The organism is Rhizobium oryzicola, assembly GCF_030504645.1.
Lineage (GTDB): Bacteria > Pseudomonadota > Alphaproteobacteria > Rhizobiales > Rhizobiaceae > Neorhizobium > Neorhizobium oryzicola.
Genome location: NZ_JAUKWQ010000004.1, coordinates 193,531 through 216,174, shown reverse-complemented (window position 1 = coordinate 216,174; position 22,644 = coordinate 193,531). Strand labels below are relative to the sequence as shown.

The following is a 22,644-nucleotide window of genomic DNA, read 5'->3' as shown; positions in this document are numbered from 1 at the left end:
ATCAAGGGAGGCACAAAGCGGATGAAGACAGATCGGGTGTTTGGTCGCAAAGAGTTCAACTGGTTTGGTGAACCGGCGGCTTGGGCCGCAGATGGCGACGTGCTGGATGTTGTCACAGACGGAAAGACGGATTTCTGGCGCGAAACGCATTACGGCTTCATCCGCGACAACGGTCATTTCCTGGGATTTGCGACAGGGGATGCCTTTATGGCACAGCTGCGCGTTCAAGCTAATTTCGAAGAGCTCTACGATCAGGCAGGGCTGATGGTGCGCGTCGATGAACGCAACTGGATCAAGGCGGGTATCGAGTTCTCCGATGGGCAGGCGATGCTCTCCAGTGTTCTGACGCGCGAGCAATCGGACTGGGCAACGGCGCCCTATCTCGGCAATGCCGCCGATTTCTGGCTGCGTGTAACGGTGAAAGCGGGCGTGCTGCGCCTTCAGGTGTCGGCTGATGGAAAGACCTGGCCGCTGGTGCGCCTGGCACCGTTTCCTATTGCATCACGCTATTGGGTCGGCCCCATGTGCTGCACGCCGGAGCGGGCGGGATTGAAGGTGCGGTTCTCCGAATTCCTGCTCGGTGCCCCCCTCGACCGCGATCTGCACGACCTGACGTGAGTGCTTTCAGGCGACGCTAAGGTGATGCTCAAGTGCGTCCGGGTTTGACAGAAGCGTCGCGGAGGTATCGCGATAGGCAATACCTCCGCGCTCCAGGACCGCCGCATCATCGGTCAATGGCAGGATCTTGCGTGCCTTCTGCTCCACGATAATCGCGGACATGCCCTCCTCCGTCACGATCCTTCGAAGTGCAGCGAGCAATTCATCAACAATGATCGGAGCAAGGCCTTCCAGTGGCTCATCCAGCAGCAGCAGCTTCGGGTTCAGCATCAGGGCGCGCGCCACGGCCAGCATCTGCTGTTCCCCGCCGGAGAGCTGATTGCCGAGATTGCGCTTGCGCTCTTCCAGTCGCGGAAACATGGCGTAGACGCGTGACAGGTTCCACACACCCGGGCGCGACGTGGCGGTGAGATTTTCCTCCACAGTCAGCGAATGGAAAATGTTGCGCTCCTGCGGCACCCAGCCAATGCCAGCCGCCGCCCGCTGTTCTGGTCGCGTGCGGGTGATATCGCGCCCTGCAAACCGGATGCTGCCGGCATGATGCGTGGTGACACCGACGATCGTGTCCAGCAGCGTCGTCTTGCCGGCGCCATTGCGCCCCAGAAGCGCCAGGGATTTCCCCTCCTCCAACGCAAGGTCAATGCGATGCAGGACTCGCGCCTCGCCATAACCCGACACCAGTTTTTCGATCGAGAGCAGCGGTGCCATCAGGCATCCTCCCCCAGATAGATGGCCTTGACTTGCGGGTCGTGGGAGATTTCCTCCACGGTCCCTTCCTTGAACAAGCCGCCGGCAACCAGAACCGAAATGCGGTCCGCGAAGGAGAAGACCAGATCCATATCGTGCTCGATCAGAACCACGGTCACATCGGCAGGAAGCGCCCGTACTATCCCTAAGACCTCGTGACGTTCCTCTTCGGGAACGCCAGCGGCCGGCTCATCCAGCAGTAGTACGCGGGGACGTGCCGCAATGGCCAGAGCGATCTCCAGCAGGCGCTGCTTGCCATAGGGCAGAAGCTTGGTCGGGGTCGACAGCGCATCGGTGAGCCGGAAGCGGTCCAGGAGGCTTGCGGCCTCGTCAATAATTGCATGGTTCTTGGAAAGTGGTTTCCAAGCCATGCTGCCCTGCCCCTCGCGCTCGCCGATTGCCAGCATCAACGCTTCCAAGGGCGTGAAATCGGCAAACAGCTGGTTGATCTGGAAGGTGCGTGAAAGGCCGCGGCCCACCCGGTGATGCGCGGGTGTGGCGGTAATGTCCTCTCCTTCCAGCAGGATCTGTCCGCTGCTGGGTGTCAGCACCCCCGTCAGCAGATTGATCAGTGTCGTTTTTCCAGCCCCGTTCGGGCCGATCAGCGCGTGGCGCGCGCCTTTGGCAACAGAGAGCGAGACATCATTGGTGGCGACAAGGCTGCCAAATCGTTTGGAAAGGTTGCGGGTCTCAAGAGCGTGCGTCATCGCGGCTCCTCCGCCAACTGGGTTGCCGCTCGCGTGGTTGCTTTGCGGTTCAAAAGCGCTGGCCAGCGTGTCAGCCGCTCGCGACCGATCAAGACCAACGCAATCAGGATCAAGCCGATCCAGAACATCCAGTATTGCGGCGTCACCACCGAGAGCCAATCGCGCAGCAGCGTGAAGATGATGGCGCCGACCACACCGCCATAGAGATAGCCGGTACCGCCGATGACCAGCACCAGAAGCACTTCCGCCGAGCGGTGAAAGGCCAGCACATCAGGGGAGACGAAACTCGTCGTTTGAGCAAGCAAGGCACCGGCCATGCCCGCATAGACCGCCGACAGCGTGTAGATCGCGACGATGCGGCGCGTGGCGGAAATGCCGATCATGGCGGAACGGCGCGGATTGAGCTTCAGCGCCTTCAGCGACAGCCCATAGGGCGAATGAACGAGACGGCGCGCGATGAAAGTCAGCACGGCCAGAACCACCAGTGCATAGACATAGCCATTTCGCCCAAAGAGATCGAATTCGAACAGACCGAGGATCGGAGTGAGCATGATGCCGGAGAGGCCATCGGCACCACCGGTCAGCCATGCCGCCTGGTTCGCCACTTCGGCGAGAAGCATCGCGACGCCAAACGTTGTCATCAGGCGCGTCAGATCAGAGCCGCGTAAGACCAGGAAGCTCGTCGCAAAGCCGAAGAGCCCGCTGATGAAGCCGGCAAAGATGAGGCCGGTCACCGGCTCGCTGACATAGTCGCGCGCCAGGATGCCAGCCGCATAGGCGCCAAGCCCGAAAAAGGCGGTATGGCCGAGCGATACAATGCCGGCATAACCGAGGATCAAATCCAGCGAGAGCGCAAAGATCGCGAGGATCGTGATCTCGGTCAGTATCAGCAGCTTGGAGGGCAGCAGAAAGATGGCGGCCACTGCGATGACCCAGAGTGCAATTTCCCAGAGTCTCACTCGGTTGGAGCGGCTGATCCAGTCGCGTGCAAGTTTCTGCGTTTCAACCGGCGCCGTCATCGCCCTCCCTCCCGGCTGAAGAGGCCGTGGGGGCGAAGGATGAGCACCAGCACCATCAGCGCATAGATGATGAAAGCGCCAAGCTGTGGCACGTAATATTTGCCGGCGACATCGGCGATGCCGAGCAAGAGGGCGGCCAGGAACGGCCCGCTGATAGAGGATGTGCCGCCGACGGTGACAACGATCATGAAATAGATCAGGAATTTCAGCGGAAAGTTCGGGTCTAGCCCGAGGAGATCGGTGCCCAGCGCACCGCCCAAGCCTGCAAGGCCGGAGCCGAGCGCAAAGGTCAGCGAGAAGACGAGCGAGACATTGACACCCAGCCCGCGTGCGACGCGACCGTCATCCACGGCTGCGCGCAGCTGGCTGCCGAAGCGGGTCTTCGTTAGCGCCAACTGGAGCGTCACGACGAGGAAGGCGCAGAGCACGATGATGAAGAGACGGTAACGACCGATGCCGATGCCGAGGAAATCGAAGCGGCCCTTGAGTTCTGGCGGCAGGTTGATCAACTGCTGCTGGCCGCCCATGAAATAATCGACGCCGGCAATCGCCATGAAGACGATGCCGATGGAAAACAGCACCTGGTCAAGATGCGAGGCCTTGTAGAGCGGGCGATAGAGAAGCCGTTCGAGAATGGCTCCGACGGTCGCGCTGACCAGAAATGCCGCAGGCAGGCACCAATAGAAGGAAAGACCGTAGCGGTTCATCATGATGACCGTCACATAGCCGCCCGCCATCGCAAAGGCGCCATGGGCCAGATTGACGAAATTCATCAGGCCAAGCGTAATGGACAGGCCGCAGGCAAGAACAAACAGAAGCATGCCATAGGCGATGCCATCGAACAGAATGGTCAGCATGGTCGCTCGCATGTTGGAGAGACGGGCGGGATGTCTCCCGCCCGGCAATCATGGTGTTACTGAGCGTTCGGGTCTTTGATCTTCGGGAATGTCGCAAACTCCACATTGTAGAGTTCACCATCCACCTTCTTCACTTCACGGATGTAGATGTCCTGAATGATGTCGCGGGTGGCCGCATCGATGGTGATTGGGCCGCGCGGACTGACCCAGGATTGGCCTTTCATTGCCTCGATCAGCTTCGTGCCATCCGTGTCGCCATTGGTCTTTTTCAGCGCCGCATAGGCAAGTGCCATGGCATCGAAGCCGCCGACCGACATGAAGTTCGGACGAATGTTGGCCGCCTTCTTGACCCGTGCCACGAAGGCCTTGTTTTCCGGGCTGTCATGAGATGCGGAATAGAAATGTCCGGTGATGACCCCAAGCGCCGGATCGCCGATGGCGTTCAGCAGGTCATCATCCGTCACGTCGCCGGTCGCGATCAGCTTGATACCGGCTTCCGCCAGGCCGCGATCGACGAACTGCTTCATGAACAGCGAACCGACGCCAGAGGGCACGAAGACAAAGATCGCATCAGGCTTGGAGTCACGCACACGCTGCAGGAAGGGGGCAAAATCCGGGTTCTGCAGCGGTACGCGCACCGCTTCCACGATCTGCCCGCCATCCTTCTTGAACTGGTCGGTGAACCCTTTTTCGATATCGATGCCGGGGCCGTAATCGGAAACCAAGGTCACGACACGCTTCAGCCCGTTCTTCACCGCCCAGGTGGCGACAGGCACGGCAGACTGTGGCCCCGCCATCGATGTGCGGGCATAGAAGGGTGACTGCTTGACGATGCTGGACGTCGTTGCCGAGGTGATGATCGCCGGCACCTTCGCCTGCGTGATGACAGGCGCGACAGCCAGCGCCAGCGGTGTCAGGCCAAAGCCCATCAACATCTTGGCGCCGTCATTAACGATCAGTTCCTGCGCCAGGCGCCGGGTCTGGTCGGCGGTGCCGGCGTCGTCACGCAGGACGATCTCGATCTTCTTGCCTGCTACCGTGTCGCCGTTCAACGCCATGTATGCACGAACGCCGGCTTCTACCTGCCGTCCCGTCGAGGCGAAAGGCCCTGTCATCGGCAGAATAAGGCCGACCTTCAACACATCCGCAGCCATGGCCGGAACCGCCGCCAACGCGGTGGTCGCGGCTGTACCGGCGATAAACACTCGCCTTGAAATCATGATGAACTCCTCCCGTGGGTTCGAACTTCCATTCACGTCCTCCCGGCTTTCCCGCTCCCACAGGTCCGCCGCGCATTCAGAATTCGAATGAGTTTATGTATACATACTTTACAAGGGTGTACAAGCACGACAACCGGCCGTCACGTCTCCCGCATGCGGCCGGCAAGGGCGGCCTGAACAATCGTCTGAAGGGGCGCCTTTTCATCAACTGCTCCGGCATGCCCCATATCCTCTTGAACGGCCGCGATTTCGTGAGCGAGGCCTCCATGTAGCCCGAGTGCCTGCAGGGTCGCCGCGCTTTCCCGCATCTCTGCGGCCCGGCGCTTGCCGTGGCGGGTGGTGCGTTCGAACTGGTAGGCCGCAAATTCCGGCCAGCCGAGACCGGGAAAGGAGCCGGAGAGCGAGGCCAATATCTCCTCGAAGCAGCCGGAAGCCTCGGCGGCCAGCAAGGCCTCGACGGTGATGGCTTCAAGCCCCTTTACGAACAGAGAGCGCACCATCTTGATGGCAGTGGCAGCGCCGACTTTTTCTCCTGCAATGGATGCATGAAAGCCGAGGCTTGAAAGTTCTGGCAAAAGCCTTTCCGCGCATTCGCCGGCAATCAGCACCGGCGTCTGGTGCTTCTTCGGATGCACGGGCGCCATGACGGCCATGTCGAGGTAATCGGCGCCAGCCGCTTGGACGGCTTTTGCCGTCTCCCGTTTGCGATCCGGGGAGACCGAGTTGATGTCGATGACCACCTGGCCCTGGCGCAGATGCGGCAAAAGTGGTTGCACCGCTTCCAGGCTCTGGTCGGCCGTGACGGCGCTGAAAATCCAGTCGGCGTCGCCCAGACCCGCGATGGAGACGGCCTGCCCTCCCCGTTTGCTGACTTCGCCGGTAATCGTATCGGCGCCCTCTTCCAACAGGATATCATAGATCAGGAATGTACGGCCCGGTGCCGCAAGGCCTTCGTGAAAGGCGCGAGCCGCTTCGCCGTAGCCCAGGAAACCGATGCGCATGCCGTTCCTCCCTACTTCGCAAACACCACCGTCTTGCCCTTGTTGATCAGCACCCGATCCTCCAGATGCCAGGCAACGGCGCGCGCCAGCACGCGGCGCTCGATGTCTCGTCCCTTCTGCACCAGTTCGTCTGGTGTATCGGCGTGGCTGACAGGTTCTACATCCTGACAGATGATTGGGCCTTCATCCAGATCGCCTGTCACGTAGTGGGCGGTGGCGCCGATCATCTTCACGCCCCGCGCATGCGCCTGATGATAGGGTTTCGCGCCCTTGAAGCCCGGCAAAAAGGAGTGGTGGATGTTGATGCAGCGCCCGGCCAGATCGGCGGAAAATTCATCTGAGAGGATTTGCATATAGCGGGCCAGAACCACCAGTTCGGCGCCGGTCTCCTCAATCAGGCGCCTGATCTGCGCTTCCTGCTCCGCCTTGCTATCCTTGGCGATCGGCAGGTGGTGATAGGGTATGTTCCCCATCAAAGTGAGGTTCAACGCTTCGCGCGGGTGATTGCTGACGATCGCGACCGGCTCAATCGGCAGTTCGCCGATGCGGGCCCGATAGAGCAGATCGCCGAGGCAATGATCGAAGCGCGACACCATTAGCAGAACCTTTCGCTTCTGCCCGAAGGGGCGAAGCGTCAGATCAAGGCCAAATCCCTTCTCTTCCTCGGCGATGGCCGCGCGAAATGCTTCCTCTGATCCTTCCATGCTGAAGGCGACACGCATGAAGAACATGCCGGTTTCCTGATCATCGAACTGGTGCGCTTCGAAAATGTCGCCACCATGGCCGGTAATGCGGCTGGCAACGGAAGCGACGATGCCGCGTCGGTTGTTGCAGCGAAGCGTGAGGACGTAGTCGGTCATGCATTCCTCTAGATGCGAATGTTAAAGGGGTTCGGATTGGAGAGGGGCGGGATCAGGCGAAGATCAGCCCGTCGAAAAGCTTGCGGGCTGTGCGCAATACGGCGGCATTGGTCACCTGCCCATCGCGAACCGTCACAACCACACTCATTTCGCCCGTGGGGTGTTCTACGGAGATGAGCTTTTCGTTTCCATCAGGGACATTTGCCAGCGCCGCCGCTGGACCTTCCGGCAGCAGGCAAGCCGTCGCGATACTGACGGCACCGAGCACGCCGATTGCATCGTGACAGCGGTGCGGAATGAAGGTGCGCGTCGCGATCGCGCCACCGGCCCTCGGCTGAGAAACCAGTGTCATCTTCGGCACGGATTTGTCCGTAACATCACCCATGTTCATCAGTGGCCCGGCGGTTAGCCGGATGTTTTCAAGCCTACGCTTCAGTTCGGCATCGGTTTCCAACTCCTCAACCGTTTCGGCACCGGTTACGCCGAGATCTCTCGCCCGCATCACGACACAGGGCATGCCGTTGTCGATCAGCGTGCATTCCACGCCGTCGATGACATCAGCAGCCTTGCCGGTCGGAAGCAGTGCACCGCAGTTGGAGCCGGCCGTGTCCGCGAAGGTGATCGGGATCGGCGCCGATGTGCCCGGGACGCCATCGATGCGCGCGGAACCGGCATAGGTCACCCGCCCGCCCGGTGTCTCCACCCGGGCGGTTGCGATCTGGCCCGTGTTCTCCATGAAGATGGTCACCTCGGTCTGCCCGTCGCTTGCCGGAACCAGGCCACGTTCGATGGCAAAGGGACCGACGCCCGCCAGAATGTTTCCGCAGTTCTGCGCATCTGTGACGATCGCCCGATCCACGAAGACCTGCAGGAAGAGGTAGTCCACGTCGACCCCCGCGCGTTGGGATCGCTGGACAACCGCCACCTTTGATGTCAGCGGGTTGGCCCCACCCATTCCATCGATCTGGCGCGGATCCGGAGAGCCCATCGCGCCAAGCAGGAAGGCGTCACGGTCGGCGGGCAGATCCTCGGAGAGAAAATAGCCGCCCTTGGAGGTGCCACCGCGCATCCACATGCAGGGCACCCCCTGCCCGCCCGAATTGAAGCGCTCAGACATATCTCAGCCCCTTCTCCTCCAGCCGCTTGCGCATGTCGTAAATGTCGAGGCCAAGTTCGCCGGCTGCCAGCCGCGCCCGTTTGTTCTCCTCCAGCGCCACACGCGCCTCGGCCTTGGCTGCGACCGTCTCTGCCTCCTCGCGGCGGACCACACAGACACCATCGTCATCGGCCACGATCACATCGCCCGGATGGATGAGTGCACCGGCGCAGACGATGGGGACGTTCACCGAGCCTAGCGTTTCCTTGACTGTTCCTTGCGCAAAGATCGCCTTCGACCAGACCGGAAATTTCATCGCGGTTAGATCGGCCACGTCGCGCACGCCAGCCTCGATCACCAGACCCCGGCAGCCGCGAGCCTGTGCAGAGGTCGCCAGCAGGTCACCGAAATAGCCGTCTTCGCAGGGGCTGGTCGGGGCCAGCACCAGCATGTCCCCCGATTTCAGCTGCTCGATCGCGACATGGATCATCCAGTTGTCGCCCGGCGGTGCGGAGATCGTCACGGCGCTCCCGGCAATCCGAGCGCCGGAATAGATCGGCCGCATGTGGCTCGCCAGCAGGCCTTTTCGCCCCTGCCCCTCATGCACGGTGGCGACGCCGCAGGCCGCCAGCCGATCGATGACGGAGGCTGGTGCGCGCTCGATGTTCTGAACGACAACGCCCATCAGAGTTCATCCACGGTTCTGGGAAAGACGGACTGAAAGCCTTCCGCATGCGTGGCCTTGCGGCCTCCGGACTGACCGCCGGAATTGCGCATGAAGTGATTGCCGCGGTTCTCCGCAACGTTCTTGTAATAGTGCCAGAGATGCTCCTGCCCCTCCATGCACTGGATGGCGGCCCACTTTTTCTCCCAGACGGGCGAGATGTCGAGAAACACGTCCGGCTTCCATTCCATCTGCTCGGTCTGGTGCGGCTCGAAGAGATAGAGCTGCGGCGCGCCAAGGATCTTTTCACCGGGGTTATGACCCCAGGCCTGGGCGATCATCCGCGCTTCGATGGCGATCTTAGTCGCATACATGTGGTCGGTATTGTAGGGATCCCAGCGGGAATGGCTCAGCATGAACTCCGGCTGCACCTTGCGGATCACGTCGACCAGCCGGAATTTCGCCTCGCGATCTACTTCCAGCGGATAGTCACCCAGATCAAAGAACTGGATGTCGTGAACGCCGAGCGCCTTAGCGGCATTTTCCGCCTCGACCCGGCGAGCGGCCTTCACCTTCTCCAGCGTCATGTCCGGCTGCTTCCACAGCTTGGCGCTTTCGCCGCGCTCGCCGAAGGACAGGCAGATCACGGTCACCTCATAGCCCTTGTCGGCATGAAGCGCGATTGCGCCGCCGCAACGCCAGACAAAGTCTGCCGAATGTGCGGAAATCACGAGTGCAGTCTTTGCCATCTCAATCCCTCCTCGCCACGGGCGGCGTGCCATGCGTATGGAATGTTTCGATCGTCTTCAGGCCCCAGGCCTGGCCTTTCTTCCGTTCGGTCTCGGTCCAGGTCACGGTCGGCCAGTCGGGTCTGAGGATCAGCCGTGCACCGGCATTGGCCAGTTCCACGCGGTTGCCGGCGGGCTCCCAGACATAAAGGAAGAAGGTGCCCTGGATCGCGTGCTTGTGCGGGCCGGTCTCGATATGCACGCCGTTTTCGAGGAAGATATCGGCCGCGCGCAGAATGTCCTCGCGCTGGTCCACCGCATAGGTGACATGGTGGAAGCGGCCCTTTGCGCCTGTATGGTCCTCCGAATAGGCGATGTCATAGGTCTTGTTGTTGACCGTGAACCAGCAGCCAGCGATGCGGCCGCTGTCGAGTTGGATCTGTTCGGTGACGCGGCTGCCGAGCGCTTTGGTCATGAAATCGTGGATCGCTTCCACATCGGCTGCCAGCAGGTTCAGGTGATCCAGCCGGCGCGGGCAAGCACCCCGGCCGTGATAGCGTTGGGCGAGGTTCTTCAGCGCCGGTCTTTCTTCAGGTGGTGCCTCATAGATGCGCGTGTCGAAATAGAGTTCGAAGATGTGGCCGTCCGGATCGCTGAAGCGGTAGGCACGGCCATGGCCGTCGTCACCTTCGACCCAACCGATGCCGCAACCCATCGCCTCGATGACAGCGACGCGCCGCTGAAGCGCTTCCGGCGAACTGGTGCGATAGGCAACATGGCCGACACCCGTCGTGTGATGGCGGGTCAGCTTCAGCGTGTGGAATTCGTAATCATCGAAGGCGCGCAGATAAGCGCTGTCGGCTGTGACGAGACTGGCGGTCAATCCGTAGACGCGGGTAAAGAAATCCAGGCTTTCGTCGAATTTGTCCGTATAGAGTTCAACATGGCCGAGATGGGCCACGTCAAAACAGGGCTCGGTCATGCTTATCTCCTCCCAGTGGTCAGCATGTCGGGCATGTGCGATCGCTTGCCTGTTGCCGTGGCGGGCCTGGGCTCCTCTCCCAAGCCGGCCGCAGCCTTCGGAAGGCAGTGACGATGTATTCTTTATGGGTCAGTTTGAAAAACAAGGCAACGCTGAAAGCGCATAAATTCGCACATTTTCGGGATATCACTTGTCCATCTTGATTTTTTCTACGAGTGCCATGTATACATTTTGCGGGAAGAGGAGATAAGGCTATGGCGTTTTTGAACATCATGGGCCGCGCAGGCAGAACGCCCGGCCAGACGCCGCTGGCAGATTTGCTGCAGGGCTGGTCAATTGAGGTCATGCCGCGGACTGCGGCAAAGATCGAGGATTTCCGTAACCTTCTGCCCAAGGGCACGCGGGTTTACATTGCCCATATCGCGGATACTCCGATCGATGACATGGTGGCGACGGCCCGCCGCCTGCGCGACGAAGGCTTCGAGCCCATGCCGCATATCGCGGCACGCGGTATTGCCGATGCTGCCACCCTGGAAAACTGGATCGGGCGGTACCGAGAGGAAGCCGGTGTTACGGAGGCTCTGCTGCTGGGCGGTGGCCACACTGCGCCGGCGGGTGCTTTCGACGGTTCCATCGCCATGATTGAGACCGGTCTGTTCGATCGCTTCGGCTTCAAGCGCCTGCATGTCGCCGGACATCCGGAAGGAAGCCGCGACATTGATCGCGACGGCACCACTGCCAATGTCGACAGGGCACTTCTCTGGAAGCAGAATTTTTCAGATCTGACGGATGCCAAGATGGCCATCGTCACGCAATTTGCTTTTGATGCGAAAGCAGTGATCGACTGGGCCGAGCGGATCAAGCCGCTCGGGGTGAACCTGCCGATCCATGTGGGCGTCGCCGGTCCCGCAAAGCTGCAGACGCTCATTCAGTTCGCCATTTCCTGCGGTGTCGGTCCTTCGCTGAAGGTGCTGCAAAAGCGGGCGATGGATGTGACGCGCCTTTTGAAACCCTACGAACCGACCGAGGTTCTGGCGGGCCTTGCGGCGTACAAGCTCAACCATCCGGAAAGCCTCATCGAGCAGGCCCATGTGTTTCCGCTGGGCGGCATCAAGGCTGCGACCGAGTGGATGAATGCGGCAGCCCCGCCGGAACAGGTCCCGGCGGAGCGCTGAAAGCAAGTTAAAGCTTCGCCAGACGCTTGGCCCATTCCAGGCTGGCGGGCTGTTCGGCGGCATAACGATCGTCGATTTCCATCATCAGCACGGTGTCCGGCAGGAATTCGAGTTCTGCAAAGATCTCGTCCCAGGCAATATCGCCCCAGCCGAGCGGCATGTGCAGGTCGCCGAGACCGAGCGCCGTTGCCTCCTGCGGGAAGAAGGCCTTGTAGAAGCCGATGGGACGACCGAAGCTGTCATGCACATGCAGGTGACCGGCGACCGGTGCCATGGCGCGCAGCTCGGCGCGGAAATCGAGGCCCTTATAGGTGCTTTCGATATAGGCGTGGCTGAAATCGATCAGCGCCACCAGATTGGAATGGCCGACAGCCTTGACCGTTTCGGCGATCTGCGAGGGCGTCTGGCGATACTGGCCAGGCTCGGTGGTGAAGATGTTTTCCAGCGCGATGCGCACATTGTGGCTCTTGGCATGTTCGGCAAGGTCGTGCAGGGCTTCACGCTCGCGGGCATTGGCACCTGCCACGTCTTCCAGCTGGTCTGCACGCAGGCAGCCGCCATGCTGCACCAGGATGCCGGAGCCGATGCGGCCACAGACTTCGGCCAGTGCCTTCGCGGCTGCTAGCTGGTGGGGCAGGGTCAGTGGGTCCATGAAATTGGAGGAGACCAGACCATGCACCGTGTAACGGAAGTCGAAGTTCTGCGTCATCGCTTCGAGGCGGCGTGCGCGCTCCTCGATGATACGGCCGCCGGAAATCAGGTCGAGGCTGGTCAGCGCCAGTTCAACCGTGTCGACGCCGATGCCGGCCAGACGTTCCAGATCCTGTTCCAGCGTGGCGAATTCGCCATCCTTCGATGCGGCGTTGAAGCCGACGGCGGTGATGGAGCTCATTGTTCAATCTCCTGAGCGATATTGGGGGGAGGCGAGGGCGAAAGGCCCTCGCCCGAAATCATTTGTCGTGAGAGACGAGACCGCGCACGAACCAGCGCTGCAAGGTTCCAACCACCAGCAGCGGTGGCAAGACGATGATCAGGGAACCGGCCAGCGTGACGTTCCAATCCGGGGTGCCGTTGTCGGCGGGCAGAAGCGAAATCAGCGACATCATCGTCGTCTTGTAGCTCGCATCGGTGACCATCAGCAGTGGCCAGAGGTACTGATTCCAGCCATAGACAAACATGATCGTGGTCAGCGCCAGCATGTTGGTGCGCGACAGCGGCAGCACCATGTCGAAGAAGAAGCGGATGGGCCCTGCCCCGTCGATACGGGCGGCTTCCGCCAGTTCCTCCGGCAGCGTCAGGAAGAACTGACGATACAGGAAGGTGCCGGTTGCCGTGGCAATCAGCGGAAGGGTCAGGCCGGCAAAGGAATTCAGCAGGTTCCATTCGATGGAAAGACGCGTGCCGGTCACCAGTTCGATCAGCGTATTGATGGGGCTGAACAGATCGGCTGCCACAGCATAGGTCGGCACCACACGCACTTCCAGCGGCAGCATCAGCGTGATGAAGACCGACCAGAACAGAAAATGTTTCAACGGCGTGCGGAAGAACACGATCGCATAGGCCGTCAGTGCCGATAGCGCCACCTTTCCGACGGTGACCAGGCTTGCCATGATGAAACTGTTCAACATGGCAGAACCCAGATTGGCACGGCGCCATGCAGCCTGCAGATTGTGGAACAGCTGATCCTGCGGCACGAAACGGAAGGGGATCATGTTGATCTGCTGCACATTCTGCGTTGCGCCCAGCAGCACGACCAGCAGAGGGCCGATCAGCAGCACAAAGCCCAGGATCATGATGAGGTAGGTAACGGCGTTGGAAACCGGTGTACGCTGGATCATGGCACCCTCACTTGTAATGCACTTGCTTCTCGACGAAGCGGAACTGGATGAAGGTGAAAATCATGATCAGGCCGATCAGCACGAGGCTCTGTGCCGAGGCTCCGGAATAGTTCAGCCCGTGGAAGGCTTCATCCACGATGCGGTAGACCATCACTTCGGTACCATGGTTCGGCCCGCCGTCGGTCGTGTGGCGGACGATGCCGAAGGTATCGGAGCCGACAAAGGCTTCGGTCATCATGGTGACAAGCAGGAAAAAGAGCGTAGGTGCCAACAGCGGCACCTGGATATCCAGTGCGCGACGAAGTGGACTGGAGCCATCGATCGCGGCGGCTTCCATCAGTGAGCGCGGCACGGATTGCAGACCGGCCAGCAGGAAGATGAAGGTATAGCCCGCCCATTTCCAGATGAAGATCACAATGACCAGGATCAGAGCATGGCTACCATACTTACCCGGGTTCCAGAAATCTGGATAGGACTGGTTGACGAGCGCCATCAACCCGCGTTCCGGCGACAAGATGAAGCGGAACGCCATGCCCGCAGCCGGCCCTGCGATCGCGAAAGGCAGAATATAGATGAAGCGGAAGAAGCCCGAACCGGGCAATTCGCGATCGACGGCAAGCGCCAACACGAGGCCGATGAGAATTGCGAACAGGGCCGCAGACAGGGAGAAGATCAGGCTGACAATGACCGAATTCCAATAGAGCGGATCCGCAAAGACCTGGGCGAAATTCTGCCAGCCAACAAATTCGGCATTGCCACCAAAGGGCGGCTCCAGCGTGAATGCCCATTTGATGACCGCCGCGGCAGGCCAGTAGAAGAAAAGAAGGATCAGCAGGAACTGCGGAAGCGCAAAGGCAATCGGCAGCCACCAGCTTGTAAAAGCGCCGCGTTTTTCCATGGAATATCACTTGGTGGTTCGAACCAAAGGGAAAAGCCTGCCGGGTGACCCGGCAGGCTCGAAGGACGGCGTGAGGCTTAGTTCAGCTTTTCGCCGGCATAGGTCTGCTCGAAGCGGCGCAGACCAACATTGGAGCGCTCGACAGCTTGGTCAATTTCCTTCTGGATGTCCGCGTTCTGCATGAAGATGGCTTCCATGGCAGTGGAAACTTCCTTGCGGATCTGCGTGAAGTTGCCAAGGCGAATACCGCGGGTGTTTTCGGTCGGCTCGGTCAGCGAAAGGCTGGCGATGGCGATTTCGCGGCCCTTGTACGGAGCCTTGTCGTAGAAGCCATTCTTCTTCATGGCTTCGAAACCGGTCTTGGTGACCGGGATGTAGCCGGTGACCGTCGACCACCACTGAACCATGTCGGGCTGGGCGATGAAGTTCAGGAAGGCAGCAGCGCCCTTATATTCCTCAGCCGGGCGACCTGCGAGAACCCAGAGCGAAGCGCCGCCCACCAGCGACTTCTTGCGCTCCGTACCCTTGAAGACCGGCAGCATGCCAACATCCCACTTCACGCCTTCGGCAATCGTCTTGCCTACGGTGCCGTGGTCAGCGATCGAGCTCATGGCGATCTGGCAGGCCTGCGATGCAAAGGCCGGGATCGGGTCCATGCCGAGCTGCTTGGTCTTGACCACGAGCAGCTTGTCGTCCTGCATCTTCTTGAAGAATTTCAGTTCGTCGATGAACTTGGTCTTGTTGACGACGAGTTCGGCGCTCAGGCTCTTGTAGCCGTTGGCCTGGCTTGCAATCGGCTGATCATGGATGGCGGAGAACTGTTCCATCGTCGGCCAGGTGTCGAAGTTGAATGCCATCGGGCAATCAAAGCCGGCAGCCTTCAGCTTCTTGGCGGCATCGGCCACGTCTTCCCAGGTTTCCGGCTTGGCGGTCACGCCAGCCTTTTCCAGGGCAGACATGTTGTAATAGATGACAGCCGTCGAGGAGTTGAACGGGAAGGACAGAAGCTCGCCGCTGGCCGTCGCGTAGTAGTTGGCAATACCGGGGAAATAGTTGCTCCAGTCGATGTTGTAGCCGTTGTCAGCCATCAGCTTCTTCGCCGGAACGAAAGCCTTGGACAGCATCATGTCGAGCGTGCCGGCATCATAGATCTGGGCGATTGCTGGCTGCTTCTTGGCGCGGTAGGCGGCAATCGTGTTCTGCAGGGTCGCTGCATAATCGTTCTGCGAGACGCAGACGATCTCAAAATCCTTCTGCGAGTCGTTGAACTTCTTGCAGGCCTCCTGAACGCGCTCGCCGAGGTCGCCGGACAGGCCGTGCCAGAATTCAAACTTCGTGGCGGCCTGGGCAGGCGCCTGTGCTGCCGAAACGAACGATGCGGCGACCGCCGCCGCAAGCAACCAGCTATTTTTCATGATCCACTCTCCGGGAAATGACCGCCCCCATCCAGGGCGCCGGATTCATAGCCATGCTGCTTGAAGGATAAATTTCATATTCATGAATATGCTATGACGCGGTTGTTGCCGCGCCATATTTCACCGGGGGGTCGCGGATAAAGCTTCAATCCGGCGATGTGGCTCATCAAATCGAGGACAAAACCTCTTCAACGGCAAGCCCGACCCGCAGAATATGACGGTCCTGCATCGCTGTTCCAGCCAGCATCAACCCCACCGGCGCCTCGCCCGGCGTGTGGCACGGTAAAGAAAGCGCGCAACCATCCAGGAAGTTGATCATAGTCGGGTTGCGAAGCACGAGTGCGTTCGCGGCAAAGAAGGCCGCATCGTCAGCTTCCAGGGGTGCGATCTCGGGTGCGATGATTGGCACCGTCGGCATCACGATTGCATCAAAGCCAGCCACTCTTTCCCCTACCCTCTCCTGCCAGGAGCGGCGGGTATGCAGGGCTTCGATATAAAGTGCGGAGGAGATTTCCCTTCCGCGCTCGATGCGCGCGCGAACCCGGTGATCGTAAAGGTGTCCCTTCTCAGCAATGAGATCCTGGTGCCAGTGGAAGGCTTCAGCGGCCACAAATCCGGTCCGCGCATAGATCTGCGAGAGTTCGGCAAACTCGGGAATGTCGATTTCCGTGATGACGGCACCCGCGGCTGAAAGGAGGCTCAGCGCGCGGTCAAAGGATTTCGCGACAGGTGTATCCATGTCATCCTGCACGACGGTGCGTACCACACCCAGTCGGAGGCCGCGAATGGGTAGCGCTGTCGGAAGCGGCGCGTCATCCCCGGTCAGCACCGCATCGACGACGGCGCAGCAGGACACACTACGGGCGAGGGGGCCAATCGAATCCAGTGTTGTGGACAGGGGCACCACGCCTTCAGCAGACACGCGCCGTGCCGTTGGCTTGAAGCCGGTAAGCCCGCACAGGGCGGATGGAATACGGATGGAGCCGCCGGTGTCCGTGCCGATGGCTGCTACGGCCATACCGTCCGTGACCGAAATCGCCGCACCGGACGAAGAGCCGCCCGGCACTCGGCCCTTCTCTCTTTCATACGGATTTCGCGGGGTGCCGTAATGGGGGTTCAGGCCGAGACCGGAAAAGGCAAATTCGCTCATATTGGTCGTGCCGGTGATGACGGCACCAGCGGCGATGAGGCGCCGTACGACAGGTGAATCGGTAGCGGCGGGCGCGCGATCCTTCAGGGCAACGCTGCCCGCCAGGGTCGTTTCACCGGAGATATCGAAGAGATCCTTGACCGAAATGGGAAGGCCTTCCAATAGGGAACGCCGATGGCCCGCGGCTTGTACCCGATCGGACGCCTCGGCCAACTGACGGGCGCGCTGATCGTTGCGGCGCACGTAAACCTTCAATCCCTCGCCCGCGGGATCGTTGATTCGTTCCAATACGCTTTCGGTCAATTTGGTAGACGTCATCGTTCCGGCGCCCAGTTCGGTCGCGGCGTTCCTAATCGTCATATGGCTTGGCATGATGGCCTCTAATGGGGTGTGATTTTCAGCGCATGCTGGAGCCTTTTATTCTCCTGCGCAACACTTCTTCGACGTTGACAGCTGTCAACGCATTCCGCCCCGTACGATTGGGTTGACAGCTGTCAACAGACTGGTCACCCCAGCAAAGGTCGCAATTGCTGAGCAACGGTTCTCAGTGGCGCGAGAAACTGCGCCTCCATTTCTTTGGCCGCAACGCGTGCTGCCGGTGCGCCGATATTGAGTGCGGCGACCGTTCTTCCCCTTGCATCGGTGAGCGGCACGGCGATCGAACGAAGCCCGAGCTCCAGTTCCTCATCGATGACGGCAAAGCCCTGCGCTCGGATTTTCCGGACTTCCTCCACCAGTTCTTCAACACCTGTCTTCGTCTTGGGCGTGAAACTGCGCAAGGTGGATTGGTTCAGGAGTGCGCGCGCCTCTTCTTCAGGCAGCTGCGCGAGAAGGACCCGGCCCATGGAGGCGCAATAGGCGGGCAGGCGGCTGCCGGGGCTCAAGTTTATGGACATGACGCGGCGTTGCGATGCGCGAGCGACATAAACGACCTCCGTGCCATCCAGTACACTCACCGACGCGCTTTGCCCAACCTCTTCAGAAAGACGATCAAGGAACGGCTGAACAACATGCGGCAGGGGAGTGGCCGACAGATAGGCGTGACCGAGGCGCAAGATGCGCGGCGTCAGCGAGAAGAATTTCCCGTCGTAATGGGCAAAGCCCAGTTCGGCGAGGGTCAGAAGGCAGCGACGGGCGGTGGCTCGATCCAATCCCGTCAGCTTTGAAGCTTCCGTGATGGTCAGCCGGGGCTGTGTTTCGCCAAAGGCTTCAATGACCTTCAATCCCTTGGCAAGCCCGCCGATGAAATCCGTCTCGCGCATTCGTAACTCTCCAGACGCGAATTCATTTTGTGCGATATAAGAACAAATGTCAAATAACGCACAAAAAAGTTGACGGCTGGCAACTTGAGGGCGCTTAGTGCCGCCAGTTTCATTGGGAGAGAAACCAAGATGGACAAGACGATTGCGAGCACGGCGGATGCCGTCTCGGAGATCCATGACGGTGCCACCGTCATGATCGGAGGTTTCGGTGGATCCGGCGCGCCGATCGAACTCATTCATGCGCTCATCGACAGAGGCCCGAAGAACCTGACGGTCATCAACAACAATGCCGGCAATGGACGCATTGGGATTGCTGCGATGATTGATGCCGGCATGGTTCGCAAGATGATCTGCTCCTTCCCGCGCTCATCCGATCCCCGCGCATTTACAGACAGGTATTTGGCGGGAGAGATCGAGCTGGAGCTTGTGCCGCAGGGCACGCTGGCTGAGCGCATCCGTGCAGGCGGCGCGGGTATCCCTGCCTTTTACACGCCAACCGGTTACGGCACCGAACTGGCAGAAGGCAAGGTCATCGTGGAATTCGATGGCCGCCATTATGTGCAGGAGCGCTGGCTGAAAGCAGATTTCGCGATCGTCAAGGCGCAGTTGGGCGACACCTACGGCAATCTCACCTACAACAAGGCCGGTCGCAATTTTAATCCCTTGATGTGCATGGCGGCTGCCAAGACGATTGCGCAGGTCTCCCGCATCGTGACGGCGGGTGACATCGATCCCGAGCACGTCGTCACCCCCGGCATCTTCGTGAACGGCGTCGTCGAAGTCGCCAACCCGCAGCAGGAAGAAGAGCTCATTCGAGCCGGGGTGGCCTACGTATGACGATCGACACACGCGAAGACATCAAGCTTTCCAATGCGCAAATTGCCTGGCGCGCGGCGCAGGATATCGAGGATGGCGCCTATGTGAACCTCGGCATCGGCTTTCCGGAAATGGTGGCGCGCTTTCAGCCGCCGGGCCGTCAGGCGATTTTCCACACCGAGAACGGCATCCTGAACTTCGGCGAATCCCCCGCACCGGGCGAGGAAGACTGGGATCTGATCAATGCCGGCAAGAAGGCGGTGACGCTGAAGCCGGGCGCTGCCTTTTTCCATCATGCCGACAGCTTCGCCATGGTGCGCGGCGGACATCTGGATGTCGCGATCCTTGGCGCCTATCAGGTGGCGCAGAACGGTGATCTCGCCAATTGGCGCGTCGGCTCCAAGGGCGTGCCTGCCGTTGGCGGTGCAATGGATCTCGTGCACGGCGCAAAACAGGTCTTCGTCATCACAGAGCATGTCACCAAGGATGGAAAACCGAAACTGGTCGACAAATGCACCTTCCCGCTGACGGGCGTCGGCTGCATTACGCGGGTCTATACGAGCCATGCGGTCATCGATATCAAGCAAGGACGCTTCGTCGTGCGCGAAAAGCTGGCGGCGATATCGTTGGAGGAGTTGCAGGCCATGACAGGTGCGCCGCTCCATACGGACGGTCCGATCGCGGATCTCGTCGTGCCGCAAGTTTGAGGAATGATCATGACTGAAGCCTATATCTGCGATTACATCCGCACACCGATCGGCCGCTTTGGCGGTTCGCTTTCCTCCGTGCGCGCCGATGATCTGGGAGCAATCCCGCTTAAGGCGCTGATCGAGCGCAATGGCGGAGTCGATTGGGAAGCGGTGGAGGATGTCATTTTCGGTTGCGCCAACCAGGCCGGCGAAGACAACCGCAACGTCGCGCGCATGTCGTTGCTGCTGGCCGGTCTGCCCGTCTCAGTCACTGGCACCACAATCAATCGTCTTTGCGGCTCCGGCATGGACGCGGTGATCACCGCAGCGCGCGCCATCAAGGCGGGTGAGGCCGACCTGATGATCGCTGGCGGCGTGGAAAGCATGAGCCGCGCACCCTTCGTGATGCCGAAGGCCGAAACAGCCTTCTCGCGCAATGCCGAGATCTACGACACCACGATTGGCTGGCGCTTCGTCAATCCGCTCATGAAGAAGCAGTACGGCGTCGATTCCATGCCGGAAACAGGCGACAATGTCGCGATCGATTACAAGGTCTCCCGTGAGGATCAGGATGCGTTTGCCGTGCGCAGCCAGGCTAAAGCCGCGGAGGCTCAGGCCAATGGTCGTCTCGCCAAGGAAATCACACCGGTGACCGTGCCCCAGCGCAAAGGCGATCCTGTGATTGTGGATCGGGACGAACATCCGCGCGCAACCTCTGTCGAGGCGCTCGCCAAGCTGAAGCCGGTCAACAAGTTGGATGGCGCGACCGTCACCGCCGGCAATGCCTCCGGCGTCAACGACGGTGCGGCGGCACTGATCATCGCATCAGAAGCAGCAGTGAAAAAATTTGGCCTCACCCCCATCGCCCGCGTCATCGGTGGCGCCACGGCCGGCGTTCCGCCGCGTATCATGGGCATTGGTCCGGCACCAGCTTCGAAAAAGCTCCTGGCACGGCTTGGGCTTTCGCAGCAGCTGCTTGATGTGGTCGAGCTGAACGAGGCGTTTGCATCCCAGGGCATCGCGACGCTGCGGGAACTCGGCATTGCCGATGACGACGCTCGCGTCAACCGCAACGGCGGCGCGATTGCGCTGGGCCACCCGCTTGGCATGTCGGGTGCGCGTATCGCCGGCACGGCAGCGCTGGAGCTTCGTGAAACAGGCGGGCGTTACGCGCTCGCGACGATGTGCATTGGCGTCGGCCAGGGCATTGCCATCGCGCTGGAACGCGTCTGATCAGTGGAGGGGAGGGGCTTTGTCTCTCCCCCTTTATTTTGAGCCTGACTGATAAAACGTTTGAGCATCCTCAAACATGGCTCGGCGTGAATCGTCGCGGGTATAGAACATGTGCCCGCCGCGATAGACTTTCAGCTCCGCACGGTTTTCCGCCAGAGCGGGCGGCAGATGATCCAGCACATAGCGTGCCGCTCCATAGGGCGTCAGCGTATCGCTATAGCCATGGGCGATCATCAGCTTCATCGAGGGTATGGTGGACATGAGATCGCGCAGGTCCGTCGTAACACTTGCCGTAACCCGGCTGTCGCCGCCGCGCCCGCCATTCCATTCCCAGCGCCTGTTGATGTCCTCATTGAGAAGCGAATAGGTCATCTCCGTCCGGAACTTCAGAGTGTTCAGCGCATAATCGACGAAGGCACCGCCATAGGCGCGCGTATAGCCATCCAGAATGGGATCGTCATTCTGCGCATAGCTTGCTTCCGGATAAGGGTCGGTTTCGCCAGAACCGGCATCATAGGGACTGACGATCTTGCCTTCGCCCGCAGCCTCTTTCGAATAGAGATCCCCGACAAAGCCACGCGTCCGCCGGACAGTTTCCAAGGAAAGGCCGGTCCAGTTGGATAGCTTTGCGAAGAAAGCATCCGCTGCAGTTCCAGTCGGGGAGGGACCAGCGAGCGACACCAGATACTCCGTCATGGCAAACTGCTCGGCCTTAGCAACCTCTGCTGGATCGAAGGCATTCTTGCGCTCAAGCGCTCCCGCTGCCAGCGAGGGAAATTGCAGGGCGGCGGCCAAAGGATCCTGGCCCCGCGCGAAAATGAAGCGTCCGTCGATCAGCGGCGAGAGCATGATGATGCCGGACACCAGCAGGCCCTGGCTGCTTTTCAGCGAGAGCGCGACTTTTGCTGCCCGGAAGCCGCCATAGCTTTCGCCCAGCAGATATTTCGGTGCCGCGATCAGGTTGTTCTTCTGAACATATAGGGAGATGACCTTGGCGAGCGCATCGGCATCCTGCCGCACGCCCCAGAATTTCGCTGCCATGTCGTCATTGACGGCGCGGCTCCAGCCGGTGCCAACGGGGTCAATCAGCACGAGATCGGTGAAGGCAAGCCAGCTTTCGGGATTATCCTGCAGCGCTGGCCGCGTGCCATCAGCATTGTCGCCGGTAAAGCTAAGGATCTTCGGGCCAACCAGACCCAGGTGCAGATAGGCGGATGCCGCACCTGGCCCACCATTGAAGGCAAAGGTGACGGGACGATTGGCTGGACGATCCTTGGCGCGATAGGCGGTGTAGAAGATCTTGGCGTTAACGGCGCCATCCTGTCCGCGCAACTCGATGGTGCCGGCGGTGGCCGTATAGGGCAGGGGGCCTTGTGGGATGTTGAGAACCTGCTCGCTTGTTGAATCCGCGGGCAACAGCGAAAATATACCTTCTCCCTTCCCGGGGCTGGCCTCTGCCGCTTGCGCGCGTTCCGGTCCGCGATGAGGGGAGGGGCGCTCCTGGGAAACAGCAGGAAAGCCCGATGCGACAAGGGTCGAAAGGGCGATGGCAATCAATCGGGACAAGGATATTCCTCCATTTGCGGGCCAATGTAGGGCTGGCGCCCACAGATGAAACTCAACTTCTGTTGATATTCCCGTATTCTGTGGTTCGCCATTCGGTCGCAGT

The 22,644-nt window shown here is 60.3% G+C and carries 23 protein-coding genes; 5 read left to right on the top strand and 18 right to left on the bottom strand.

Annotation, left to right across the window (positions count from 1 at the left end):
• The first annotated feature begins 21 nt into the window (after positions 1 to 21).
• Entirely contained in the window at positions 22 to 618 is a 597-nt protein-coding gene (locus Q2T52_RS14525) for a DUF1349 domain-containing protein (RefSeq protein WP_302077496.1), read from the top strand.
• Positions 619 to 624: 6 nt separating this feature from the next.
• Here Q2T52_RS14525 and Q2T52_RS14520 read toward each other — a convergent pair whose 3' ends face one another.
• From Q2T52_RS14520 to Q2T52_RS14470, 11 genes are all read right to left on the bottom strand, one after another.
• Positions 625 to 1,326 carry an ABC transporter ATP-binding protein gene (locus tag Q2T52_RS14520; RefSeq protein WP_302077495.1) on the bottom strand — a complete coding sequence of 234 codons (702 nt, stop codon included), beginning with the start codon at positions 1,324 to 1,326 and terminating at the stop codon, positions 625 to 627.
• Complete coding sequence (locus tag Q2T52_RS14515; RefSeq protein ID WP_302077494.1) at positions 1,326 to 2,072, bottom strand: ABC transporter ATP-binding protein; 747 nt, start codon at positions 2,070 to 2,072, stop codon at positions 1,326 to 1,328. The genes Q2T52_RS14520 and Q2T52_RS14515 overlap by 1 nt, the downstream gene beginning before the upstream one ends.
• A complete protein-coding gene (locus tag Q2T52_RS14510; RefSeq protein ID WP_302077493.1) occupies positions 2,069 to 3,091 on the bottom strand; it encodes a branched-chain amino acid ABC transporter permease in 1,023 nt (340 codons plus the stop codon). Before Q2T52_RS14510 ends, Q2T52_RS14515 begins: the two co-directional genes overlap by 4 nt.
• Complete coding sequence (locus tag Q2T52_RS14505) at positions 3,088 to 3,948, bottom strand: branched-chain amino acid ABC transporter permease (RefSeq protein WP_302077492.1); 861 nt, start codon at positions 3,946 to 3,948, stop codon at positions 3,088 to 3,090. The genes Q2T52_RS14510 and Q2T52_RS14505 overlap by 4 nt, the downstream gene beginning before the upstream one ends.
• Before the next feature lie 56 nt (positions 3,949 to 4,004).
• Positions 4,005 to 5,168: an ABC transporter substrate-binding protein gene (locus tag Q2T52_RS14500; RefSeq protein WP_302077491.1), complete on the bottom strand. Its 1,164-nt coding sequence runs from the start codon at positions 5,166 to 5,168 to the stop codon at positions 4,005 to 4,007.
• Between the two features lie 140 nt (positions 5,169 to 5,308).
• Positions 5,309 to 6,169, bottom strand: coding sequence for an NAD(P)-dependent oxidoreductase (locus Q2T52_RS14495; RefSeq protein WP_302077490.1), 861 nt, complete (start codon positions 6,167 to 6,169; stop codon positions 5,309 to 5,311).
• A gap of 11 nt (positions 6,170 to 6,180) precedes the next feature.
• Positions 6,181 to 7,029 (bottom strand): formyltetrahydrofolate deformylase, encoded by an 849-nt coding sequence (purU, locus tag Q2T52_RS14490; RefSeq protein ID WP_302077489.1) that lies wholly within the window; start codon positions 7,027 to 7,029, stop codon positions 6,181 to 6,183.
• Positions 7,030 to 7,081: 52 nt separating this feature from the next.
• On the bottom strand, positions 7,082 to 8,146 hold the full coding sequence (locus Q2T52_RS14485; protein WP_302077488.1) for a 4-oxalomesaconate tautomerase: 1,065 nt from the start codon (positions 8,144 to 8,146) through the stop codon (positions 7,082 to 7,084).
• Positions 8,139 to 8,810, bottom strand: a complete 672-nt coding sequence (locus Q2T52_RS14480) for a 4-carboxy-4-hydroxy-2-oxoadipate aldolase/oxaloacetate decarboxylase (protein ID WP_302077487.1) — start codon at positions 8,808 to 8,810, stop codon at positions 8,139 to 8,141. The genes Q2T52_RS14485 and Q2T52_RS14480 overlap by 8 nt, the downstream gene beginning before the upstream one ends.
• Positions 8,810 to 9,538, bottom strand: a complete 729-nt coding sequence (locus tag Q2T52_RS14475) for a PIG-L deacetylase family protein (protein WP_302077486.1) — start codon at positions 9,536 to 9,538, stop codon at positions 8,810 to 8,812. Before Q2T52_RS14475 ends, Q2T52_RS14480 begins: the two co-directional genes overlap by 1 nt.
• A gap of 1 nt (position 9,539) precedes the next feature.
• Entirely contained in the window at positions 9,540 to 10,499 is a 960-nt protein-coding gene (locus tag Q2T52_RS14470) for a VOC family protein (protein WP_302077485.1), read from the bottom strand.
• 254 nt (positions 10,500 to 10,753) lie between these two features.
• Here Q2T52_RS14470 and Q2T52_RS14465 point away from each other — a divergent pair, with 254 nt between their 5' ends.
• Positions 10,754 to 11,674: a methylenetetrahydrofolate reductase gene (locus tag Q2T52_RS14465; protein ID WP_302077484.1), complete on the top strand. Its 921-nt coding sequence runs from the start codon at positions 10,754 to 10,756 to the stop codon at positions 11,672 to 11,674.
• Between the two features lie 7 nt (positions 11,675 to 11,681).
• On the opposite strand, the gene Q2T52_RS14460 is transcribed toward Q2T52_RS14465, so the two are convergent.
• The 6 genes from Q2T52_RS14460 to Q2T52_RS14435 all read right to left on the bottom strand — a co-directional run bounded on the left by Q2T52_RS14460 (position 11,682) and on the right by Q2T52_RS14435 (position 18,237).
• Complete coding sequence (locus Q2T52_RS14460) at positions 11,682 to 12,566, bottom strand: TIM barrel protein (protein ID WP_302077483.1); 885 nt, start codon at positions 12,564 to 12,566, stop codon at positions 11,682 to 11,684.
• Positions 12,567 to 12,624: 58 nt separating this feature from the next.
• A complete protein-coding gene (locus Q2T52_RS14455) occupies positions 12,625 to 13,512 on the bottom strand; it encodes an ABC transporter permease subunit (RefSeq protein ID WP_302077482.1) in 888 nt (295 codons plus the stop codon).
• 7 nt (positions 13,513 to 13,519) lie between these two features.
• Positions 13,520 to 14,410: a carbohydrate ABC transporter permease gene (locus tag Q2T52_RS14450; protein ID WP_302077481.1), complete on the bottom strand. Its 891-nt coding sequence runs from the start codon at positions 14,408 to 14,410 to the stop codon at positions 13,520 to 13,522.
• A 77-nt stretch (positions 14,411 to 14,487) separates the two neighbouring features.
• The gene (locus Q2T52_RS14445; RefSeq protein WP_302077480.1) at positions 14,488 to 15,825 is read right to left on the bottom strand and encodes an extracellular solute-binding protein; all 1,338 of its coding nucleotides are present in this window, start codon (positions 15,823 to 15,825) and stop codon (positions 14,488 to 14,490) included.
• A gap of 166 nt (positions 15,826 to 15,991) precedes the next feature.
• Entirely contained in the window at positions 15,992 to 17,347 is a 1,356-nt protein-coding gene (locus Q2T52_RS14440; protein ID WP_302077479.1) for an amidase, read from the bottom strand.
• Positions 17,348 to 17,481: 134 nt separating this feature from the next.
• Positions 17,482 to 18,237 (bottom strand): IclR family transcriptional regulator, encoded by a 756-nt coding sequence (locus Q2T52_RS14435; protein ID WP_302077478.1) that lies wholly within the window; start codon positions 18,235 to 18,237, stop codon positions 17,482 to 17,484.
• 129 nt (positions 18,238 to 18,366) lie between these two features.
• Here Q2T52_RS14435 and Q2T52_RS14430 point away from each other — a divergent pair, with 129 nt between their 5' ends.
• From Q2T52_RS14430 to pcaF, 3 genes are read left to right on the top strand one after another with little or no spacing between them, the layout of a single operon-like run.
• On the top strand, positions 18,367 to 19,074 hold the full coding sequence (locus Q2T52_RS14430) for a 3-oxoacid CoA-transferase subunit A (protein WP_302077477.1): 708 nt from the start codon (positions 18,367 to 18,369) through the stop codon (positions 19,072 to 19,074).
• Positions 19,071 to 19,760, top strand: a complete 690-nt coding sequence (locus Q2T52_RS14425) for a CoA transferase subunit B (RefSeq protein WP_302077476.1) — start codon at positions 19,071 to 19,073, stop codon at positions 19,758 to 19,760. Before Q2T52_RS14430 ends, Q2T52_RS14425 begins: the two co-directional genes overlap by 4 nt.
• Positions 19,761 to 19,769: 9 nt before the next feature.
• A complete protein-coding gene (pcaF, locus tag Q2T52_RS14420; RefSeq protein WP_302077475.1) occupies positions 19,770 to 20,975 on the top strand; it encodes a 3-oxoadipyl-CoA thiolase in 1,206 nt (401 codons plus the stop codon).
• Between the two features lie 33 nt (positions 20,976 to 21,008).
• Here pcaF and Q2T52_RS14415 read toward each other — a convergent pair whose 3' ends face one another.
• Positions 21,009 to 22,541 carry a S10 family peptidase gene (locus Q2T52_RS14415; RefSeq protein WP_302077474.1) on the bottom strand — a complete coding sequence of 511 codons (1,533 nt, stop codon included), beginning with the start codon at positions 22,539 to 22,541 and terminating at the stop codon, positions 21,009 to 21,011.
• Between the last annotated feature and the right edge of the window lie 103 nt (positions 22,542 to 22,644).